16 protein-coding genes are annotated in these 15,530 nt (G+C 29.9%); 13 read left to right on the plus strand and 3 right to left on the minus strand.

Annotated features, from left to right (window positions below; all coding sequences use genetic code 11):
• The first annotated feature begins 99 nt into the window (after nt 1-99).
• The 5 genes from CLOBL_RS15435 (at nt 100) to CLOBL_RS15455 (ending at nt 4,336) form a co-directional block, all read left to right on the plus strand.
• On the plus strand, nt 100-825 hold the full coding sequence (locus tag CLOBL_RS15435) for a polysaccharide deacetylase family protein (RefSeq protein ID WP_077859860.1): 726 nt from the start codon (nt 100-102) through the stop codon (nt 823-825).
• A 440-nt stretch (nt 826-1,265) separates the two neighbouring features.
• Nucleotides 1,266-2,561 (plus strand): histidine--tRNA ligase, encoded by a 1,296-nt coding sequence (gene hisS, locus CLOBL_RS15440; protein WP_077859861.1) that lies wholly within the window; start codon nt 1,266-1,268, stop codon nt 2,559-2,561.
• 130 nt (nt 2,562-2,691) lie between these two features.
• Entirely contained in the window at nt 2,692-2,949 is a 258-nt protein-coding gene (locus CLOBL_RS15445) for a zinc ribbon domain-containing protein (protein ID WP_077859862.1), read from the plus strand.
• A gap of 176 nt (nt 2,950-3,125) precedes the next feature.
• Nucleotides 3,126-3,713 carry a hydrolase gene (locus tag CLOBL_RS15450; RefSeq protein WP_077859897.1) on the plus strand — a complete coding sequence of 196 codons (588 nt, stop codon included), beginning with the start codon at nt 3,126-3,128 and terminating at the stop codon, nt 3,711-3,713.
• 29 nt (nt 3,714-3,742) lie between these two features.
• Nucleotides 3,743-4,336 (plus strand): DNA-3-methyladenine glycosylase I, encoded by a 594-nt coding sequence (locus CLOBL_RS15455; protein ID WP_077859863.1) that lies wholly within the window; start codon nt 3,743-3,745, stop codon nt 4,334-4,336.
• Between the two features lie 98 nt (nt 4,337-4,434).
• Here the strand turns inward: CLOBL_RS15455 and CLOBL_RS15460 are convergent, their stop codons facing one another.
• Nucleotides 4,435-5,913 (minus strand): Lsa family ABC-F type ribosomal protection protein, encoded by a 1,479-nt coding sequence (locus CLOBL_RS15460; protein WP_077859864.1) that lies wholly within the window; start codon nt 5,911-5,913, stop codon nt 4,435-4,437.
• 636 nt (nt 5,914-6,549) lie between these two features.
• Here CLOBL_RS15460 and CLOBL_RS15465 point away from each other — a divergent pair.
• Complete coding sequence (locus tag CLOBL_RS15465) at nt 6,550-7,545, plus strand: sugar kinase (protein WP_077859865.1); 996 nt, start codon at nt 6,550-6,552, stop codon at nt 7,543-7,545.
• A gap of 62 nt (nt 7,546-7,607) precedes the next feature.
• Here the strand turns inward: CLOBL_RS15465 and CLOBL_RS15470 are convergent, their stop codons facing one another.
• Entirely contained in the window at nt 7,608-8,405 is a 798-nt protein-coding gene (locus CLOBL_RS15470) for an SDR family oxidoreductase (protein ID WP_077859866.1), read from the minus strand.
• A 346-nt stretch (nt 8,406-8,751) separates the two neighbouring features.
• On the opposite strand from CLOBL_RS15470, the gene CLOBL_RS15475 reads away from it, so the two are divergent.
• From CLOBL_RS15475 to CLOBL_RS15505, 7 genes are all read left to right on the plus strand, one after another.
• On the plus strand, nt 8,752-9,108 hold the full coding sequence (locus CLOBL_RS15475) for a hypothetical protein (protein WP_077859867.1): 357 nt from the start codon (nt 8,752-8,754) through the stop codon (nt 9,106-9,108).
• A 34-nt stretch (nt 9,109-9,142) separates the two neighbouring features.
• Complete coding sequence (locus CLOBL_RS15480) at nt 9,143-9,967, plus strand: nitroreductase family protein (protein ID WP_077859868.1); 825 nt, start codon at nt 9,143-9,145, stop codon at nt 9,965-9,967.
• Nucleotides 9,968-10,342: 375 nt separating this feature from the next.
• The gene (locus tag CLOBL_RS15485; RefSeq protein WP_077859898.1) at nt 10,343-10,549 is read left to right on the plus strand and encodes a helix-turn-helix transcriptional regulator; all 207 of its coding nucleotides are present in this window, start codon (nt 10,343-10,345) and stop codon (nt 10,547-10,549) included.
• A 267-nt stretch (nt 10,550-10,816) separates the two neighbouring features.
• Nucleotides 10,817-11,392, plus strand: a complete 576-nt coding sequence (locus CLOBL_RS15490) for a DJ-1/PfpI family protein (protein WP_077859869.1) — start codon at nt 10,817-10,819, stop codon at nt 11,390-11,392.
• Between the two features lie 100 nt (nt 11,393-11,492).
• Nucleotides 11,493-11,906 (plus strand): hypothetical protein, encoded by a 414-nt coding sequence (locus CLOBL_RS15495; protein ID WP_077859870.1) that lies wholly within the window; start codon nt 11,493-11,495, stop codon nt 11,904-11,906.
• Between the two features lie 448 nt (nt 11,907-12,354).
• Nucleotides 12,355-13,701 (plus strand): glycosyl hydrolase family 28 protein, encoded by a 1,347-nt coding sequence (locus tag CLOBL_RS15500; protein ID WP_077859871.1) that lies wholly within the window; start codon nt 12,355-12,357, stop codon nt 13,699-13,701.
• 2 nt (nt 13,702-13,703) lie between these two features.
• Complete coding sequence (locus tag CLOBL_RS15505) at nt 13,704-14,408, plus strand: hypothetical protein (RefSeq protein ID WP_077859872.1); 705 nt, start codon at nt 13,704-13,706, stop codon at nt 14,406-14,408.
• Nucleotides 14,409-14,600: 192 nt separating this feature from the next.
• On the opposite strand, the gene CLOBL_RS15510 is transcribed toward CLOBL_RS15505, so the two are convergent.
• Nucleotides 14,601-15,398 carry an EFR1 family ferrodoxin gene (locus CLOBL_RS15510; RefSeq protein WP_077859873.1) on the minus strand — a complete coding sequence of 266 codons (798 nt, stop codon included), beginning with the start codon at nt 15,396-15,398 and terminating at the stop codon, nt 14,601-14,603.
• Between the last annotated feature and the right edge of the window lie 132 nt (nt 15,399-15,530).

The raw sequence follows: 15,530 nt of genomic DNA on the forward strand, positions 1-15,530 counted from the left end.
ACAGAATAATCAACTATGGATTTTTTATTAGTTCAATTTCATTTTACAACAGGTCGTTAATAATTAAAAGAAAACCAAGTAACAATAGGAGGAAAATAAGTGAAGAATAAATTAAAGAATATTCTATTTCTTACTATGAGTGTATTTCTTATTATTTATATATTTAATGAAAATATATGGAGCGTTTCTGCAACATCTAAAGCTGCAAGTAAAAAGGTAATTTACTTAACCTTTGATGATGGACCTAGCCCTATAGTAACAAATGAAATTCTAGATGTATTAAAAAAGTATAAGGTTAATGCAACATTTTTTCTAATAGGCAACCAGATTAAATGCAATGAAGAGGTGGTAAAAAGAATTTATAATGAAGGAAATAATATAGGGCTCCATAGCTATACCCACGATTATAAAAAAATTTATAGCAGTGAAGATAAGTTTATTCAAGAAATGATTCAATGTCGTAACGAGATAAACAGAGTTATTGGAATTTCACCCAATATACTTAGGTTTCCTGGCGGCAGTGCCAGCCATCTGAATAAAAGCTTTTTGAAAAGATTGCATGATAATAATTTAAAAGTATATGATTGGAATTTAGATACGACAGATGGGGTAAACCCAAAACTATCACCTAATAAGATATATAGAAAAGTTAAAAAGGGAAGCGAAAAATTACAAACTATAATACTTCTTATGCATTGCACCGATGCAAATGAGAATACATATAAGGCTCTTCCTAAAATAATAAAGTATTATAAATCGCGAGGATATGAATTTGCTACTATTAATGAGAATACTCCAGAATTATATTTTCATATAAAAGAGTGAATATAAAACATTTATGTTATATATGTTTCAATAATAAAATTACAGTTAGGATGTCTATCCGCTAAATAAATATTCAGATGGAAAATGTAGAAAAACAATTGCAACATATAAAAAATCCAAAAATAATTTATATTAGAATCTTAAAATAATAATTGAAAAAGGATTTTTTATAATATATAATGATAACAATTAAATCTCAGGAGGAAAAGTTATGAAAGCATTTAATATGAAACTAATAAATTTCATACATCATCATCGGTAAGACTTGGTCTGTTTAAAAGCAGATTCAAGTCTATAAATTGTAGGCTTGTATCTGCTGATGGTGATGAATTAAATGTTAGTAGTAATTTATTGAACCATGCAGGATATGCCTGCATGGTTTTTTGTATATTAAAGTAAAAATAAGTTTGTGGAATAAATGTTAGGAGGAGAATAGAATTATGAAAATTAATAAAATACAGCCAAGTATATTACCGGGGTTTATGGAGCTATTGCCTAAGGAACAAAAAATATTTAAGGATATATTAAGAAAGATAACAAAAGTATATGAGGAGAATGGATTTTTAGAAATGGATACACCTATTATTGAAAAATCAGAGGTGTTGCTTGCTAAGAGTGCAGGAGAAACAGAAAAGCAGGTTTACAGATTTAATAAAGGAAATAATGATTTATCTTTGAGATTTGATTTAACAGTGCCTTTTGCTAGATTTGCTGCTCAACATTTTAATGAACTTATATTTCCGTTTAAAAGATATCAGGTTGGAAAAGTTTTTAGAGGAGAAAGAAATCAAAAGGGAAGATATAGAGAGTTTTATCAGTGTGATATTGATATTATAGGAAAAAATGAACTTAGTATTAATAATGATGCCTTAGTAATAAGTTTGGTATCAAAAGGATTTAAGGCTATTGGCCTAAAGAACTATAAATTTCAAATAAATAATAGGAAAATACTAACAGGCATTTTAAAGAGTTTAGAAATAATAAATATAACTGAGGTTATGAGATTAATTGATAAGTACGATAAAATAGGATCTGAAGAATTTAAACAATCTTTATATGAATTGGTTGGAAAAGAAAAAGCCGATGCTGTTAATAAGATCATCAACATTAATGGAAGCAATGAAGAAATAATTGAAAAATTAAAAAAATTAAATGTAAATTCAGAGGAATTTGAAAAAGGTATTGATGAGCTTGTCTCGGTTGAGAAAATGCTAAAGCTTTTTGGAGTAGAAGATAAAGAGTATGTAATAAATTTAAAGATAATAAGGGGACTTGATTATTATACAGGAACAGTATTTGAGACATTCTTAGTAGGAAATGAAAACTATGGTTCTATATGTTCAGGGGGAAGATATGATAACTTGGCTCAAAATTACACAGATAATATCCTGCCTGGAGTTGGAATATCAATTGGCCTCACAAGGTTATTTTTTGTGTTAAAGGAAATAGGGTTTATTGATAATTATAAAGTTGAAAAATCAATAGAATATTTGATTATTCCAATTGGAAATACCTTAGAATATTGTGGTGAGGTATATAAGAGACTATTGGAAAAACAAAAATATACAGAGATATATCTTGAAGACGATAAACTTAAGAAAAAACTTAACTATGCCAATAAATTAGAAATAGCCAATATAGTGCTTGTTGGAGAAGAGGAAGTTCTAAATAGACAAGTGAAACTTAAAGATATGTCTAGTGGAGAAGAAAAGATAATCAATATTTATGAAATTTAAAAAATGTGAATGTATGAAAAAAATTAATGCTATTAATAAATGTGACATGCAGTTGTCAGTTTTGCCTAATTATAATAAGAATATAAGAATCAAAATTAAGTATTGATTCTAAAATAAGGAGGATATTTTTATGGAAAATTTAATTTGTCAAAGCTGCGGTATGCCTATGGAATCTAAAGAAATTCATGGTACAAATAATGATGGAAGTAACAATGCAGAATATTGTATTTATTGTTATCAAAAGGGAAATTTTACTTCTCCTAATGTAACTATGGAAGAAGAAATTGAAATTTGTGTTCCTTTTATGAAACAAACTGGGATGCCTGAAGTTGAAGCAAGGAAGCTCTTAAAAGAAACCTTTCCTAATCTTAAAAGATGGAAGAAATAAGAGGAATTGTTTGAAGGATAAGAAGTATCTTGGGGTATTTCTTATTTTTCAATACAAGAAATTACCATATAAATAAGAAAAGGTATTATATAAAGAAATTTTTTGGTAAAATGGATATAATGAGAATAAGTTATTTTAGCGTAAGCATAGAGAAAAATAAAAAGGGAGGAACTATAATGAATAATACAATTACAAGGGAAGAAGCATTTGATTTGCTTAAAAAATATAACAAGGAGCCATTTCATATACTTCATGGTCTTACAGTTGAAGGCGTTATGAAGTGGTACGCAGAGCAGCTTGGTTATGGAGAAGAAGCTGAATATTGGGGGAACGTGGGACTTTTACATGATATTGATTTTGAAATGTGGCCAGAAGAGCATTGCATAAAAGCACAAGAATTATTGAAAGAAGCCAATGTAAGTGAAGATATAATTCATTCTGTATGTAGTCACGGATATGGACTTTGTGTTGATATCAAACCTGAGCACACTATGGAAAAGGTATTATTTGCAACAGATGAATTAACAGGCTTAATAGGTGCAGCAGCAAGAATGCGCCCTTCAAAGAGCGTAATGGATATGGAATTATCTAGCTTAAAGAAGAAGTTTAAAGATAAAAAATTTGCGGCAGGATGCTCTAGAGATGTTATTAAAGATGGAGCAGAAATGCTTGGCTGGAGCTTAGATGAACTTTTAGAAAAAACAATTTTTGCAATGAGATCCTGTGAAGAATCTGTAAATGAATCAATGAAAGCCTTTGAATAATTAATTTTAAGGAGTTGAAAGGATAGAACATGTTAGAGAAAAAAAGATGTAGTTGGTGTTTAGATGAAGGAATAATGCAGGATTATCATGATCGTGAATGGGGAATACCTGTTCATGATGATAGAAAGCAGTTTGAATTTATCACACTTGAGATAATGCAGGCAGGATTAAATTGGAAATTGATGCTTAAAAAGAGAGAAGTTTTCAGGCAGTGTTTTGATAATTTTGATTTTGATAAAATAGTTGAATATGGAGAAGAGAAAATAGAAGAAATCTTACTGACTGATGGAATGATAAAATCAAGAAGAAAAGTAGAAGCAGTCATCAATAATGCAAAAAATTTTCAAGAAATAATAAAGCAATATGGTTCTTTTGATAAATACATATGGGGCTTTACAGAGAGAAAAACAGTGATTTACAAGGAACATCAATCTGGAAATATACCATCTAAAAATGAATTATCTGATGAGATAAGTAAGGAATTAAAGAAACGAGGTTTTAAATTTCTCGGATCTGTCACTGTATATTCTCATCTACAAGCCAGCGGTATTATAAATGATCATGTTTGTGATTGCTTTATGTATGAAGACTTAATAAAAAAATATCCTGTTATATATAAATAATGAAAATGTTTAAAGCACTATTCTATAAACTGCTCCTTGTCAAGTAGACATAGAGTAGTTAAGAATGAGTGCTTTTTTAGTGTAATTTATATAAATCACTAGAACTCAAAAATTTTTGTTGCAATATTCTTTGAAAATTCACTATCGTGTTCTACAAATAAAATGGTTGGTGAGTATGACAGTAATAATTCTTCTATTTGCATACGCGAAATAACATCTATAAAATTAAGAGGTTCATCCCAGATATATAAATGAGCTTTTTCACAAAGGCTTTTGGCAATTAATACTTTTTTCTTCTGTCCACCGCTAAAAGCTGACATATCCTTTTCAAATTGAGTCCTTGAAAAATCAAGTTTTCTTAAAATAGATTTAAAAAGACTTTCATCAATATCATTATATCTAGCATAATCGGTTAAATTACCATTAAGATTAGATGTATCTTGTGAGACATAGGATATTTTAAGCTGACTTCCTTTTCTGAAAGTGCCTGTATAATCTATATCCTCACCATAAATAAGTTTCATAACACTTGATTTTCCACAACCATTTCTACCTATAAGGACTAATCTATCACCTTGTTCGATAGTAAAGCTTACATCCTTGCAGATAGCAGCATCACCATAAAGTATTGATATATTTTCAAGTTCTACAAGTTTGTCTTTATGATACGGAAGCTGAGAAATTTTTAAGATCTCAGAGTTTTCAACATTTTTAAGAAGCTTAGATTTTTCATCAATAGCAGCTTGTTGTCTGGTTTCAATTGATTTAGAGCGCTTCATCATTTTAGCAGCTTTATGTCCAATGTAGCCTTTATCCACCTTTGAACCAGAGTTTCGCATTCCGTTTTTTGTCTTCTCTACTTTGTCAGACCAGCTACCTGTTTGTTTAGCAGCTTGAGATAATCTATTGATATCTTTTTTAAGTTGTTCATTTTCTGCAAGCTCAAAACCATCTTGTCTTTTTTTATTTTCCCACCATGAGGAAAAATTGCCCTTTTGAATTTCGATATTGGTTTTATTGATTGAAAGAATATGATCAACACAGTTATCGAGAAAAGCCCTGTCATGTGATATTAAAATAAAACCTTTTTTAGTATTAAGATAGTTACTAACAAGTTTTCTTGCCTTCATATCAAGATGATTTGTTGGCTCATCAATCAATAAAAAGCTATTTTCCTTAAGAAACAAAGCAGCAAGGAGCACTTTTGTCTGCTCTCCATAAGATAATGACTTAAAAGGGCGGTACAAAATATCATCAGAAACTTCAAGTAAAGAAAGTTCACGCATTAATTTCCACTCAAGAAAGTCTGGATAAATCTCTTCAACTACATCAATAGTTAGATAATCTGTATTTTTTACCTTAAAAGGAAAGTATTCGAAGGTTACATTAGAAGAAATGCTACCACTATATTCATATTTGCCAAGGAGTAAATTAAAAAATGTTGTTTTACCTCTTCCATTTCTTCCTGTAAAACCTAGTTTCCAATCAGTATTTATTTGAAAGTTTACTTTTTCAAATATATTATCATAGCTGCCATCATAGGCAAAAGTTAAATTTGTTACGTTTATTAAAGACATGAATTTATCCTCCTGTATAAAAAATTGAGCTGCAAGAAAGTTAATTCTTGCAGCTCAATAAATACAGCAAAATCAAACCAATTATAGGCATGATTAATATATACCGTACGAGTGAAAAGATTAATAACTTTCTTGCATAAGCACAATAAAACAAGCGATATTTTCGCCTTTATAAGTCTATTATGCTTTAAAATATTAGCAAGAAAAGTTAATCATCTTTCCACCTCCAATCGTTTTGTTAATAAGTACTATAACATAATGCTAAAATAATTTCAACAAGTAAAATATTGTTTATCTAGATAAGTTATATGTTTGCAATGATTATTTATCACTATTTTAGGCTAAAGCTATAGTTATACTATAAAATTTTTAATTAAGGGATAGTGTCACAAGATAATTCATGTAAAGTGCTATTGTGGAAAATTATTAAATTTAAGGAATATGCCTATATATGAATGAATGAGCAGTAGTTTTATGTTATTTGACAAAAACAGACTCAACTATACTTTGAAAGTTATAACGATTTGGAATATAATTTTATAGAACATATTATTTTTGGAAAACGTGTTCCAAAAAATAAAAGTATTCTTTGTAAATAGAATAATATTAACTAAAATTATCATAAGAGGTGGAAAAATGGGAAAGATAGTAACAATAGGAGAAATGATGCTTAGACTTTCGCCAGTAGGGTATGACAGATTTTCTCAATCTAAGCAGTTTAACGCATTTTACGGTGGAAGTGAAGCAAATGTATCAGTTTCGCTTGCTGTATTTGGAAAGGAAACAAGTTACATAACTAAACTTCCAGATAATGATATAGCACAATGCGCAATAAATGAATTAAGAAAATATGGAGTTGATACTAAAGACGTAGTTAGAGGCGGAGAAAGAATAGGTATTTATTTCAGTGAATATGGAGAATCTCAAAGACCAACTAAGTTTACATTTGACAGAAAAGGCTCTTCAATGGCAACAGCTAAGAGAGAAGACTTTAACTGGGACAAAATTTTTGAAGGAGCAGAATGGTTCCATTTTTCAGGAATAACTCCAGCGCTTTCAGAAGAATGCGCAAAGATTACTTTAGATGCAGTAAAAGCAGCTAAGGAAAAAGGATTAACAATAAGTGTAGATTTAAACTTTAGAGAAACTCTATGGAATAAAGAAGCATTCAGCAAAGCAATAAGAGAACTTCTACCATATTGTGACGTATCTCTTGGAAGTCTTGATGAAGCACAAATGGCATTAGGTGAGCCAATAGATGAAAAAGCAGATTGCAACGAGATACTTAAAAAGTTTGTAGAAAAATTCAATATGAAGTATGCTACAATAATTTTAAGAAATAGATTTACAGCAGAAGATGTAGACTGGACAGCAGTATTATATGATGGAAAAGAATTCTATAATGCTAAGAAGTACGATATACATGTTATAGATAATATAGGTGGAGGAGATGCTTTTGCTGCATCACTTATATATGCAATAACATCAGGATATTCAACTCAAGATATCATTGAGTTTGCAACAGCTGGTTCATGCCTAAAATATAGTATGATGGGTGATGCTAACCTTTCAACAGTAGCTGAAGTTGAAAATCTTATGTATGGTGATGCTACAGGTAAAGAAAAAAGATAATATAAATACGTATATAGCAAAAAAACCTGCATTTAGCAGGTTTTTTTGTGTTTACTCTTGCACTATATAGTTCGAATTATTCCACCATCAATAATATGCTCACTACCAGTAATATAAGAAGCTCTGTCTGATACAAGAAAAGCAGCAAGCTCAGCAATTTCTTCAGGTTTTGCAGGACGGCCAAGTGGTATGCCGCCGAGGTTATCCATTAGTTCTTGACGTGCTCCATTATAATCAGTTCCGGAATTTTGTGCCATCCTTTCAATGAGGCGTTCAGCGGCTTTTGTTTCTGTAAAACCAGGAGCAATCGTATTTATTCTTATACCATCTCCACCAAATTGTGTAGCTAGATTTTTGCTGTAATTGGTTAAAGCTGCCTTAGTAGCAGAGTATGACATAGTCATTATTCCAGGAAGTTTTCGTTGGATAGATGAAATATGAATTATTACACCTTTTTGCTGTTTAACCATAGATGGTAGAAATCCACGATCAAGTCGTACAGCTGAAAAAAGATTTTGATTGAAGGTTTGCAGCCAGTCGTCGTCATTTAATGTTAATGCTCCGGCAGTGGAAGATGAGGAACCACCCACGTTGTTTATTAAAATATCCAAACCACCAAGCCTATCAAGGGTTTCGCTAATAATTTTTTCAGTGCCCTCTGGTGTACTTACATTTGCTTGAATGAAGCCAACAGAATTAGGTAAGTCATTAGGTATACTTCGGGCAGTTGTTATTATTGTTGCACCAGCGTTAAGTAAACGATCAACAATTGCTCTTCCAATACCTTTAGTTCCACCTGTTACAAGTACGCGTTTACCATCAAGTTCTTTGTTAATATCAAACGATAAAATATTTTCCATAAATAAAAATACCTCCTAAATAAATTAATTAATTAATTAATTAATTTTAGGCATCTTAAAGAAAGTAGATTAGTTATTCTTTTGAATGTGCCTTATTTAATTAGTATAACCAGGTAAACTTGACGACATCATGTCAAGTTTACCTGGTTATACTTATTTCTTTCATAATACCAGGATATTATGCTCTGAGTTTGTGTGTAAGTATAGTTAATATTTTAGATTAGGTTTATTTTTAATTTAGCTATATAACTTGACGTGATGTCGTCAGGTTATATTTGATATATTTAAAAGAGATCAATAATATAAAATAAACATTAAAAAATAGAGTTATAAAGGAGATACACTAATGAATATAAAATTACAAGAACCTATTAAAACTTATTTCAACTCATCAAATAATTCAGATTCTAATAAGTTTATTTCAATTTTTGATAAGAATGCTATTGTAATTGATGAAGGGCAAGAGTACATTGGTCTAGATAAAATCCAAGAGTGGAGTTTAAAACATCACTTTGCTGTTAAGCTCAAATTAGAAGTTATAAATGCTGCTAAAAAGAATTCAATAGATGTAATTACAGCTAAAGTGGATGGTGATTTTGATAAAGCAGGACTTCCAGATCCTCTTCTATTAGATTTTCATTTCTCTGTAGTAAAAGGAATAATGGTAGCTAAGTTAGAAATTTTGCTTGCTGGAAGCAGGTGAATTAAAGTGAAACGATGCGAAAGAAAGAGAGTGTATGAATGATTTTATTATAGTAAATTCTGAAAAATGTATCAAATGTGGCTTGTGTGTAAAAGTCTGTAGAGGAACCTTAGTAATGAGTGATTCAGGACCAAAAGTAGCTAAGGATCTTTGTATCGAATGTGGTCATTGTGTAGCTGTTTGTCCAAATGGTGCCTTAGATAATACAAAAAACCCACTACAGAAACAAGTTGAAATACGAGAAGATAAATTGATCAATTCCGATACTGCTGACATTTTTCTTAGATCTAGAAGATCCATTAGATCATTTCAGAAAAAAGAAGTATCTCGTGATACAGTTTATAAGCTTCTAGATATAGGTAGATTTGCACCAACAGCCTGCAATTCCCAAGGAATTTCATATCATGTTATCGATAATCGCATCATTCTACAAGAGATTGCTTCAGCTATAGCTGACTGGGCGGAAGAATCTATAAAAAATGGTGCATTGAAGAATTCACCATGGGTGCAAAATACTGCTTCAACTATAAATCAATATCGTGAGGAGAACAAAGATACTATTTTAAGAGAAGCCCCATGTTTAGTGGTTGCAACTGCAAAAAGAGATCAACAAGCACTTGGCCGTGACAATACACATTTCTCATTAACATATGTGCAATTATATGCTCAAACATTGGGGCTTGGAAGTTGCTGGTCAGGATTATTTGAATATTGTACTATGACAGAATATGAACCTCTTTTGAGGTTACTGAATATTTCTAAGGAGAGAGTGGTAACAGGTGGATTACTGATAGGATATCCGCTATATAGTTTTAAAAGATTGGTAGATAGAAATCCTTTAGAGATTATATGGCAGTAAAAAGTTATAATAGAAAGAAAAATATTTTAAATTAATAACAAAAATAAGGAAAATAATAAAAAGTAGATAATCTTATTATTTTCCTTATTTTTATTTTTTTAATAATAGCTTTATTCCAAAGAAAATCTAGATAATAAATACGAAAGTATTAATATATTTATGAAAGAAATTTAAAATACAATCGGCTATGCTGATAAAATGATTAGGGAATTTAAGGAAGTGAAAGAAAACGAAAGAAAGAGTAATGTAGTTAATAAAATTATAGATTTTTACAGCAAAGCGAATGTTTGTTCGTATCGGCAATTATGATAAAATATAACTATGTTGAGACAAGATAGTTATTAAGAGAGATTTTTGTTGAGAGGAAGTGAAAAAATGAAATTAACACCAATAAGATTAAGAAGATTAAAACTAGGTCTTCAAAGTGAAGAGGTAATGGAGTCACTTAACATAAGTAAGAGTACATTTTACAAGTTGGAACAGGGGTGGGCAAGCCCATCACCAAAAGTAATAAAAAAACTTGCAGAAGTTTATGAGTGCACAATTGATGAAATATTTAAGGATTTAAAAATAGCAGAATAATTGGCAATAATTTGAGAGGTGGAAGCTCGAAAGGTTAGTAAGTTAAAGTTAGTAAAAAAATCTTAGCCTAATAACAATACTGCCAGTTAGGTTTACAGTATAAAAATTATTTTTGTATAAATTAGTAATATGGAAAAATTAACTGAAAGAAAACTTATATTTTAATAAAATTATGATCTTTGAAAATTTAATAATATGGTATTTAGAAATTATGATATAATAGCAATACACTAATTCTATAATATGCCTAAAAAGGAGGAATATGAGATGGATAAGATATTGGTATTTATTTTTGATAATATGACTGACTATGAAATCGCATTTATCCTTCATCTGCTGGCAGCAGATGCTGGTAAAGAAATAGTTACCATTGCATATGATGATAAAATAATAAGAAGCAGGTCAGGAGTATTGTACAAGCCAAACAAACTAGTTTCTGAAGTATTAAATGAGGAAGCAGAAGGCTTAATAATATGTGGAGGTTGGTATGGTGAGGTTAGACCTGAACTAATGCAATTGATTAATAAGCTTAATTTAAAAAAGAAATTACTTGGAGCCATATGTGGAGCTGGAACTTTCTTTTTAGCAAAAGCAGGTGTATTAAAAGAAGTTAAATATACTACACCTATTGATCAGTGGACATCAAAGCATGTTGAAGTATTTGGAGAAGAAGATCCTTTTCCAAGAGAAAATTTTGTTTCTGGAAGAGTTGTAAGAGATAAAAATATAATAACAGCTCAAGGAATAGCATTTATCGATTTTGCTATAGAAATATGTGATTGGTTGAGCTTATTTGAAAATCAAGAAGATAGGGACAGTTTTGTGAAAAGTATTAAAGGATAACATTTTTACTAAATTGAGAAATAAAAAAATATAATTTTAAATGCCGTATATTCGAAATGAATTTACGGTATTTTTTATGGAGAATAAGGAGAGTGATTATATGAATAGAATTATTGATAAGGTAAGTAGATATAAGGAAATTTTAGCTGATATACAGGATATAGATATAAGAGTTCAGGAACTTGAAGAAGAGATACTGGGAATAAGTGGACAAAAACTTGAAGAAAGAACAGGTAAAACCTATAAAATCACCTCAAGTGTAGAGATACAGGCAGAAAAGCTGATGGAAAGGAAAGACGAATTATATAGAGAGCAGGCGGCTAGAAGAAGAGAACTAAAAAAAATAGAAAATGCAATGACAATATTAACAGAAGAAGAAAGGGATATTATACAAATAATTCATATAGAACATAGAAGATATTATGTGGTTCAAGATAAACTTAATTTGTCATATCAAAGAATTAAACAGTTAGAAAAACAAGCCGCACAGAAAATGGAAAGATATATATGTTAATGTGAATTTAATCTAAGAATTGAAAGCAATCTAAATGAGAACGTTAGTGAGGAGTTTAAATATAACAATTAAGTTGAAGCTTAGTAACGGTACTACTAGGCTTTTTCTTTATGTGAATAAATTTTATGGAATACAAAAAATGTAGAATTAAAAAAGTGTGTTAATAAATTAAGGAAAATATACAGTAAAATAAAAAATAAAAGTTACGTATCAAAATATAATATTTACGTTTGTTTATGAACTTTAATTCCCGATTCACAATAAAATAAAAACAAAACAAAGCGTTTTAGTGTTTATTTATTTGGAATTATGTGAGATAATAAATTATATAATATAAGAAACCACAGCAATACATAAAAAACAAATTTCTAAAAAGTTGTGGAATTTTAATGAAAAAAATAAATACCATATCATTAAAAGGAATATTTAATAAAGGGGAAGATAAACGGTGAAGGATTATAATATTTTGAATTATGGAGCCAAACCAGATGGAATAACAAATAACCGTGAGGCTATTCAAAAGACAATTGATGAGTGTACTGCAGGTGGTGGAGGGCGTGTCATTATTCCAAACGGAAATTTTTTAAGTGGAACATTAATTTTAAAGAGTAACATTGATCTTCATTTAGAAAGCGGAGCCTATTTAATTAGCAGTATCCACCAAGAAGATTTAATAGATTTTGCTAAAAATTTTGAAGATGATAATAAAGATATTGGTTGGGAAGGGGGCTGTTTTCTATGTGCTTTCCATGAAGAAAATATAAGTATTACAGGTCAAGGCATTATTTATGGCCAAGGTGATGAAATATTCTATGATGATAATGCAGATGGAGGCTTCCATGAATGTCCTTTAAACATAAGGACAGAATTACGTCCCAGAACAACTTTTTTTGAAAATATTAAGAACTTAGTTGTAAGGGATATCACTTTCAAGGATGCTGCATTTTGGACATTACATATGGCAGGTTGTAAACACGTTATCGTAAATGGTGTAAAAATTTTAAATGATCAGCGTGGAGCCAATAATGATGGTATAGATCCTGATACCTGCAAAGATGTTATTATCAGTAACTGCATTATTAAAGCTGGAGATGATGCTATTGTTATAAAGAATTCTGAACCTATGGCAGCTAAATATGGAAGCTGCGAAAATATAGTTATCAACAATTGTATTTTATATTCTCATGATAGTGCATTAAAAATTGGTACAGAAACCTTTAACGCTATTCGTAATGTCATATTAAGCGATTGTGTATTCCGTGACTGCTCACGGGGAGTAGGAATATGGGTAAGGGATGGTGCAACTATTGAGGATATTCATATCCATCATGTATCAGGCAACACTAAACGATATGCAGATTGCCCAGAGCGAAGTTTTGCGCCAAGATGGTGGGGAAAAGGAGAGCCGATATTCATTAGTGCTACATATAGAAATTCACAGCATAAATTTCCAGGAAAAATTCAAAATATTACTTTTGACCATATTTATATGAAATGTGAATCAAGCATATTTATTGCAGGAGAAGAGGATTCTCGTATTAGAAATATATCAATTCGAAATATTGATTTGACGATGGAGAAGCAAGGAACACAACCTGCTGATATTTTTGATGAGCAGCCTTCTGAACGTAATGTTTATTCTCATACAATTCCGGTAGTATATTCTAGATATACAGACAATCTTGAGATAAATGGAAACGTAAAATATGTGGAACCTTATAATGTAATAGATAATAGGATATATGAAATTGAAGACTGCAACAAAGTGAACATTTCTATAAAGGAACGTGAATAATTATGAAGACAGTTTTAAGATGTCATTATAGAGCAAATTTAAAGGACGATTCTTATAATGAACTTTTTAAAGGAGCTCTAGAAGAATGTAAGCAAAAAGCTTCAGTGGAAATTAGTAATAATAAAATTTTAACCTGTGCTCTTTTTCACTATAAAAATATGGTATTTCTATATGTGGAATATATTATAGAAAAAGAAGAACCTGAAGATGTGAATAATAATCAAATCTACCATCAAATAGCAGAAAAAGTGTTTGAGCCTCTTGTAGCTTTTTTAATGGTCTGGCCAGGTATAGACAGTAATCGTGTATGGGTTCCAATGTTCAATATTTATTGCTTTGCCTATCCTGAAAGTTTAGAAGAATGGAAAAGACCTGTTGATCCAAAGAAAAGATGTGGACGCATTGCAATATTATATCCTAATAAATTATATTCATATATTTATCACCATTACGCTATAGTAAAAGAAGGATGCTTTAAAGGAGATAAATATCAATCAATTGCAATACATGAAAATATTGCTTTTTCATATTTTGAGACACCACGAGATAGATACATAACTAGTGTGAAACGAGATGCGATACAAGAATCTATTGAACTTAAGAATTGGATTGATGTAAATCCAGAAAGTCATTTTATTAATTTGCCAAATTCAAATGGGCAAAACTTTTTAGAAATCCCATGTTACTTTGCAATTTCTAATAGTTAGATTTTTTATATTATAAGTAATAGAAATGCTAAATTTCAAGAAAAACAAGTATTTATTTTTTATTACTTTATGAATAATATCAGGTAGTCTAAATTAAAGTTAAAATTAGACTACCTGTCTTAATGTGTACATATTAGAAATTAAGGTTATAGAAGAAGCCTTGTTGTATAAAAATGTATTCTATAAAAATTCTTAGTCTATTATTTCATTTAAACTTACAAAGTTATTTTTATATCTTTTTTTACCTTCAGTATTTTTCATAAATTGTATAGCATTTTTTGGACAGTAATTTAAACATCTAAAGCACATTTCGCATTTATGAAGCCAAATAGGCGTATCATCTTTTAGTACAATATTTTTCATAGGGCATATCTTTTCACATAATCCACATGAAATACAATCAGTAGTTGTCCAAAATCCTTTATCCATTTTATGAATTGCAGTAGAGGCGAATCTATAAATTAATCCTGTTTGTATAAGACAATCTTTTAATGATCCTTTTTCTATTTTCGCGGATTTGTTATTTTTTATTAATGATGTTATTTCATCTAATCTTTTTTCCGCAACTGTAAATAGCTTTTGTTGATTGTCAGTAGTATCATCACCGTCTTTAGGAATATAAGGAATATAATTTGAAGGAAGAACCAGTGAAAAGCCTAAGGAAAGCTTAAAACCTTTTGAAGATAGTTCTTTAGACAAGCGCAATAAAGAACCAGCGACTTTACCGCCACAAGTTGCTATAGCAAAAAAATATTTGCCTTTATTATCAGTTTGGATTTTCTTTATAAATTTAGATACTATTTTTGGAATACCCCAGATATATACAGGATAAATAATGCCAATTTTATCAGCGGTGATAGGAACACTATCATTTTTTTTCATTATACTTGTAATAGATACAACATCAGCATTTTCTAATTTGACAGTTAAGTCCTTAGCAATTTTTAATGAATTCCCTGTCCCAGAGAAATAATAAATTGTGGTTTTCATAAAATCAACTCCATTTTTAAGATAGTTTTTACTATAAGTAAGATAATTATCATAGTGAAAAGATAATATTAGTATTTAGTAATAATGATTTTAAACATAAAGATATGCAATCAAAGAGGCATATATGTTTGC

The organism is Clostridium sp. BL-8, assembly GCF_002006495.1.
Lineage (GTDB): Bacteria > Bacillota > Clostridia > Clostridiales > Clostridiaceae > Clostridium.